At 41.7% G+C, this 5,333-nt stretch carries 9 protein-coding genes; 4 read left to right on the plus strand and 5 right to left on the minus strand.

All coding sequences use genetic code 11. From position 1 onward, the window contains the following. Positions 1–199 precede the first annotated feature (199 nt). Positions 200–415 (minus strand): type II toxin-antitoxin system RelE/ParE family toxin, encoded by a 216-nt coding sequence (locus IKG78_RS20445; RefSeq protein ID WP_366075732.1) that lies wholly within the window; start codon positions 413–415, stop codon positions 200–202. Further along, complete coding sequence (locus IKG78_RS17095) at positions 402–683, minus strand: type II toxin-antitoxin system Phd/YefM family antitoxin (protein WP_290945723.1); 282 nt, start codon at positions 681–683, stop codon at positions 402–404. The genes IKG78_RS20445 and IKG78_RS17095 overlap by 14 nt, the downstream gene beginning before the upstream one ends. 190 nt (positions 684–873) lie before the next feature. Between IKG78_RS17095 and IKG78_RS17100 the strand changes: the two genes are divergently transcribed. The 4 genes from IKG78_RS17100 to IKG78_RS17115 all read left to right on the plus strand — a co-directional run bounded on the left by IKG78_RS17100 (position 874) and on the right by IKG78_RS17115 (position 4,117). After that, positions 874–1,041, plus strand: a complete 168-nt coding sequence (locus IKG78_RS17100) for a hypothetical protein (RefSeq protein ID WP_290945725.1) — start codon at positions 874–876, stop codon at positions 1,039–1,041. Between the two features lie 195 nt (positions 1,042–1,236). Next, the gene (locus IKG78_RS17105; protein ID WP_290945727.1) at positions 1,237–2,085 is read left to right on the plus strand and encodes a TIGR02147 family protein; all 849 of its coding nucleotides are present in this window, start codon (positions 1,237–1,239) and stop codon (positions 2,083–2,085) included. Between the two features lie 2 nt (positions 2,086–2,087). Next, complete coding sequence (locus tag IKG78_RS17110; RefSeq protein ID WP_290945729.1) at positions 2,088–2,873, plus strand: hypothetical protein; 786 nt, start codon at positions 2,088–2,090, stop codon at positions 2,871–2,873. Positions 2,874–2,899: 26 nt separating this feature from the next. Beyond that, positions 2,900–4,117 (plus strand): hypothetical protein, encoded by a 1,218-nt coding sequence (locus IKG78_RS17115; protein WP_290945730.1) that lies wholly within the window; start codon positions 2,900–2,902, stop codon positions 4,115–4,117. A 166-nt stretch (positions 4,118–4,283) separates the two neighbouring features. On the opposite strand, the gene IKG78_RS17120 is transcribed toward IKG78_RS17115, so the two are convergent. The 3 genes from IKG78_RS17120 to IKG78_RS17130 form a co-directional block, all read right to left on the minus strand. Then, positions 4,284–4,547 (minus strand): HepT-like ribonuclease domain-containing protein, encoded by a 264-nt coding sequence (locus IKG78_RS17120; protein ID WP_290945732.1) that lies wholly within the window; start codon positions 4,545–4,547, stop codon positions 4,284–4,286. 3 nt (positions 4,548–4,550) lie between these two features. Further along, positions 4,551–4,829 (minus strand): nucleotidyltransferase domain-containing protein, encoded by a 279-nt coding sequence (locus IKG78_RS17125; protein WP_290945734.1) that lies wholly within the window; start codon positions 4,827–4,829, stop codon positions 4,551–4,553. Between the two features lie 199 nt (positions 4,830–5,028). Beyond that, positions 5,029–5,333, minus strand: a 305-nt coding sequence (locus IKG78_RS17130) for an Acyl-CoA dehydrogenase C-terminal domain-containing protein (protein WP_290945736.1), incomplete at its 5' end; no start/stop codon positions are given.

Here is a 5,333-nt window from a genome sequence, read left to right on the forward strand (position 1 = left end):
GCCCACCCGCCCTCAAAAGAAAAAGACGCAAACTCATTTGAGTCTGCGTCCTTTTGCAATAGAAATTCCTTTATTTTTTTATGTATCGCATTAATTTAAGAATCAAAGTTTCTTCGAAATTTCTTCTGCTGTCAATAATCGTGTGGATGACAACATCCTTTTCTCTGACTTCATATACAATTCGGTATTTTCCCTGAATTCATTCCCTGTATCGTTCAATGCCTTGCTTGTGTATTTCTGGGATGATTCGTCCACTTTGTGGAAAATGCGACAAAGATAAAATGTTGTCTTCAAATTGATTGATTACGGATTCGACATAAGATTTGTTTAATGAGTCGTAGTATTCGATAATCTCATTCAAGTCATCTTTTGCGAATCGAGATACAATTACATTGTAAACATCATCTTGCGACATTGTATTTCTGCCTTAGTTCCTGAAATACCGATGTTGCTGATTCCGTTCTCCCGGCTTGGACATCTCGTTCGGAAAGTTGAATGATTTTAAGCAGATTAAAGGCGTTTTTCATATCCTGGTATGTCTCGACATCAACCAAAACAGCCCGAGATTTTCCTTCTTGGGTTATTACAAGCGGCTCTTTTCGTTCATTAACGAAGTCCATGACATCGTCAATGTTGGAACTGACATATGAGTCGGGTTTTATGCATTCGCAAACATCAAGCATACCTTACTCCGGTTGATTCTTTTTTAAATATACCTTTTTCACTGTTTATTTGCCAACCCCCTTCCAAGTTGGAAAAGCCCTTTTCCTCTGCAGTTTGCTCTAAAAACGCCGTTTTTCGTTGCGAAATCGGGCTCTTTTGCATGGAGAGTTGGCTCTCTTGCGAGTTATGATAATTGGAAGTATATGTTGTATGAGTGATGCTGAAAATAATACAAGCGATGAACTGCGTTGCGATGCTCTACTAGAAACAGACGAAGAGTTCGAACGCAAAATGGAACGAGGTTATGCTGACGCTGTTGAGGGCAGAGGAAAATCGCTTGATGAGGTATTTGACGATTTGAAAAATCGATACGTTTGAAGATTGTTGCTTTTGTTTTAACCATTCTTTAGCGTTTTTTTTGCCTATAAATGCCCGAATAAGCATTTTAGTGTATAGTGAAATATCGAAAATTCTTTTATTATACGCAAAATTATACAAATTGATAAAATTTCACAAATTTTGTATAGAAAAACTGCACGTGGCTAGCGAACGGTGAAATATATTTAGACTACAATGAAGTCTGTAATTGAATATGAAGATTACCGTTCTTTTATGAACGATTACTACCAGTGGAAAAAGCGAACATCTGTTTTTTCTTGGCGCGATTTTGCAAAGAAAGGTGGATTTACTTCACCCAATTATATGAAACTTGTGTGTGAAGGTAAAAGTGGCTTGTCAAAGAATGGAATTGAACGAGTTGCAGATGCGATGGATCTTGTGGGAGCAGAAAGAGAATATTTTAGACAACTTGTAAAATTTGGACAGGCAAAGAGAGATGCAGACAGAAAGGCTGCCTATACAGAAATGAAGGAAATTGCCTGTGCTCACAAAGTCCGCATTTTAGAAGGTGAGTCGGTCTCTTTTTACGAATCGTGGAAATATCCCGTGCTTCGAGAGCTTGCTCCCATGATGCCTAGGGCGAATCCTTTGGATGTCGCAAAGGCTTGTGGAGGTGTTTTCTCGGCCGAGGAAGTTCGCAATGCATTGGCGTTTTTGACTCGTGCGAAGTTCTTAAAAAAGACTGCGGATGATGAGTACGAACAAGTGGATCGTTCGCTCCAGATGTCCGTTGCAGCCATGCCGATGCTCGTTCGCCAAATGCATAAGGATATGGCTGATTTTGCAAAAGAAGCTATTGAAAAGTATCCCATAGATGAGCGAAATTTTACGGGAATCACCATGGGAATAGACGATGATGACTATGCCGAAATCTTAAAGGAATTGGAAAATTGTCGTAAAAGAATCATATCTATTGCGACGGCAAAAAAAGGCGGAAACCGAGTGTACCGATTGAATTTGCAAATGTTCCCACTTACGGAAAAAATTGAGAAAAATGAAACTTCACTAAAAAAAGGAGCATAACCATGAATAAACGAATCGTTGTTTCTTTCGCAGCTGTGATTGCGCTTGCGGCTTGTTCCGAAGATAAAGGAACAGTATCTTCCGTTGGAATTGACTCCACTGCGGAAGCGGCTTCTGTTAAAAATACTGCGGGTGATCCTTTGTCCGATGCAGACATTGTTTTCATGAACAGTATGCTGGATTCTTTTGGAAGTCGCAATAAGGCTGTTCTTTTTGACGATGTTAACAACGTGACTCCGACGGATGAGCCGACTCTCACTCTCTCGCCGGTCTTGTTTACTTTTACGACCGAAAAGGATGTTGTGTACAACGAGATAAAGTCCAATGGAAGTTGTTGGGTAAATCTGTATAATGAAGAAAATGGAATATCCTTTTACAAGTCAAAAAAGGAAAAAATCTCCGGTTATAGCACCATTCTTGATCAATACGATGATGCAACCATTCTCCTCAAGGAAAATGAAGGTTCCCTTTATATGCAGGATTTGCACTATAAATCCTTTGCTGGAAAGACGGAACTTTGTGTGTCTGACAGTATAGCTTTTGTTACTGAATGCAATGAGAAAGGTGGTGCTTACAAAATATACAGTGGCGGGTGCGGCACATCCCTTGAAATGTCCTGTGTAGCCAAAATTTCTAGTCATACTGAGCTTAGGTCTATTGCTAATACACTCAAAAGCGAGTGCGAAACGTTTATTGCAAATCTTCCCGAAGCAGATGTCTTGCCTACCGTGCATTGCCAAGGCGATACGGAAAATGGAATGGTTTGCGATACAACTCAGAATGAGTAGGGAATGATTTTTAGGATTTCTTAACAATGAAATTTGATTTCGGATTACTATTGCTTTGTTCGCTTGTTTTGCTGCTGGAATCTTGTTCTGAATCGAACAAGGTTTCTGGCGGTACAATCGAAGACCAGAATGCTCTTTTAGAGAAACAGGTGAACGATTGGTATAATTATGGCTTGGATTTGAACGAGGCTGCATATGCCAAAATAGACGGAGGCAGGTTGGCCGTTTTGGATGATTGTTCGGGCGCTCGTGCAGAGTGTACCGCGGATAGTGCATCCATAGCGATGACCATACAAATTTCCGGTTCTGTTGCGGTGACAACCTTGAAAGCGGAGGGACTCGAACAATCCTGTGATTCTGCTTTTGCCGAGTTCAAGACTAATTGCGATAATAAATCGAATAGCGAATTCTTTACCCTAAGTGAAGGCTGTAAGGAAGGTGCTTTTGATGCGGCTTGTCGAGTAAAGGCAATAGAATCTGATTCTGCGAATATCTTGATAACATATTTTAGCGCTATCGCTACGAATCGCTGTTTCGAAATGTCAAGGAATGCTCAAAATTCAACAGGTAGAGGGGTAACACCGTCTTCTTCGTCAAAAGGGGGAGAAAGTTCAAGCTCTTCCAGTGCTGGTGGGCGAGAACCTGTGTCAACACTTTCTCCTAGCGATACGGCAGTAACAATCAAATATGAGCAAACACTTGAAAATTATGTCTTGCAGTATGCTTCAAGTGCTGATCAACTTTCTTTTGACGAACATGTAATTGCATACAACGGATTACCAAGTATGAATTGCATAGATTTTGCGGAATTAACCTTGAATGTAAATACGATGGAGCTAAAATCGCCTTTGGTTAAAATTGAAGAAAACGATATACCGCAGTGTTTCCCGATGACGGCGAAAATAATGAAAAATCGTTTGATAGAAAAAGATGGGAACTGTCAATACTTTATAACGTTTGTGGATGGCGGCGGTCTGCTTACTGGAAGTGTTTTGAGTCATGTTGCCGATGGCGAGCTGGAATTCACGAAAGTGAAGCCTAGTGGGGAATGTGTCTCTACTGATGATTATTTTTCTGTATTCTTCCTAATTGAAGATTGCGAAAATGAAATAATGTCAACGGAACCGCAAGTCAACCACAAAACTTATGAAAGCGAATTTTGGAAATGTGAAAATGGAAACTACAACCCTAATCCGAAGGCGAACCCTTATGGGGAGTGGTTTAGAGGTTCGTTGCTTTTATAAAAGTGTGAATAAATAGTGTGCTTTTGTGTTAGGGATAGTAACCCCTTGGGGCCGAGACTACAGGCTCGGTGAGCGAAGCGAGTATAGCCCGACCCCGTAGGGGGAACGCCTATAACAAAAAGCCCCGACTCGTATTGAGTCAGGGCTGAATTCTTTTTGATTGAAGTTAACATTCAATCTTTGAAAAATCAATATCCTTGTAGAATTCGCTGACTTTGGAGATGTTGAAATCTTCCCTGTCAAAGATGTTGTTTTTCAGCCCAGCAGAGATTACTTCGTAAAGAGTATCTTTGAGAGGGGGCAAATCTTTCTGAATGGCATCAAAAATAATGTAGGAGTCCAGGTTCTGGTAATCGTGCACTATTCTGTTGCGCATCCCTTTTATGGCTCTCAAATCCAACTTGGTTAATTTGGACTTGGTTTCGCACATTCTTCAGGCAACATAGACCGCTTCTTCCAATGCGTGGCGGACAATGATTGGGCTTGCGTACTTTTGAATGACCAGGTCGACCTTCTTGCCAGTCCTCATTTCTAGCTCTTCTCTCAAACCTATTAAGTCATGGTAATCTTCAAAATCGGAAATAATCAAGTCGATGTCGTTTGGCTCGTCGCTTCTTGTTGATGAACCGAAAATGCCTACATTCTTCAACCGGTACTTTGCCAAAAGTCCGTGCTGTTTGAAGACATCCTTGATTTTATTCGCCATTGCCATGTTTTTAATATACATTTTTCAAAGTAAGGAGCAATACAACCCCTAGGGGGTACGCCCATAAACAAAAAAGCCCCGACTCGCAATGAGTCAGGGCTGAATTTTTAGATCCTTCGACTTCGCTTACGCTTTGCTCAGGATGACAGTTTTGCCGCAGACGGCATCCATCACTGTCTACCGTCTACTGCCTACTTCCTACTAACTAAGCCTGCTTGTAGCTTTCGAGCGATTCCACGCGGAGGCTCTTCACGAAGTTGTAGTGCTTGGCGACTTCGGCTTCGGCGAGGTTCAAGTACACCTTCATGCTCTTGTCGAACAGTTCCGGTGCCTTGGTAGCGTCGCGGAGGAGCAACTGGGTCATCACGCAGTTGGCGGCGAGTTCGTACAAGTGACGGCTGCAGAGGTCGGTGAATTCGTTGTTTTCAACGGACTTCACGTATTCAATAGCTTCGTTGTACTTTTCGTCCATAGCCTTGGCGCGGGCCTTGAGGCTTTCGTATTCCGGGC

The sequence above is a fragment of the Fibrobacter sp. genome (assembly GCF_017545445.1).
GTDB lineage: Bacteria > Fibrobacterota > Fibrobacteria > Fibrobacterales > Fibrobacteraceae > Fibrobacter.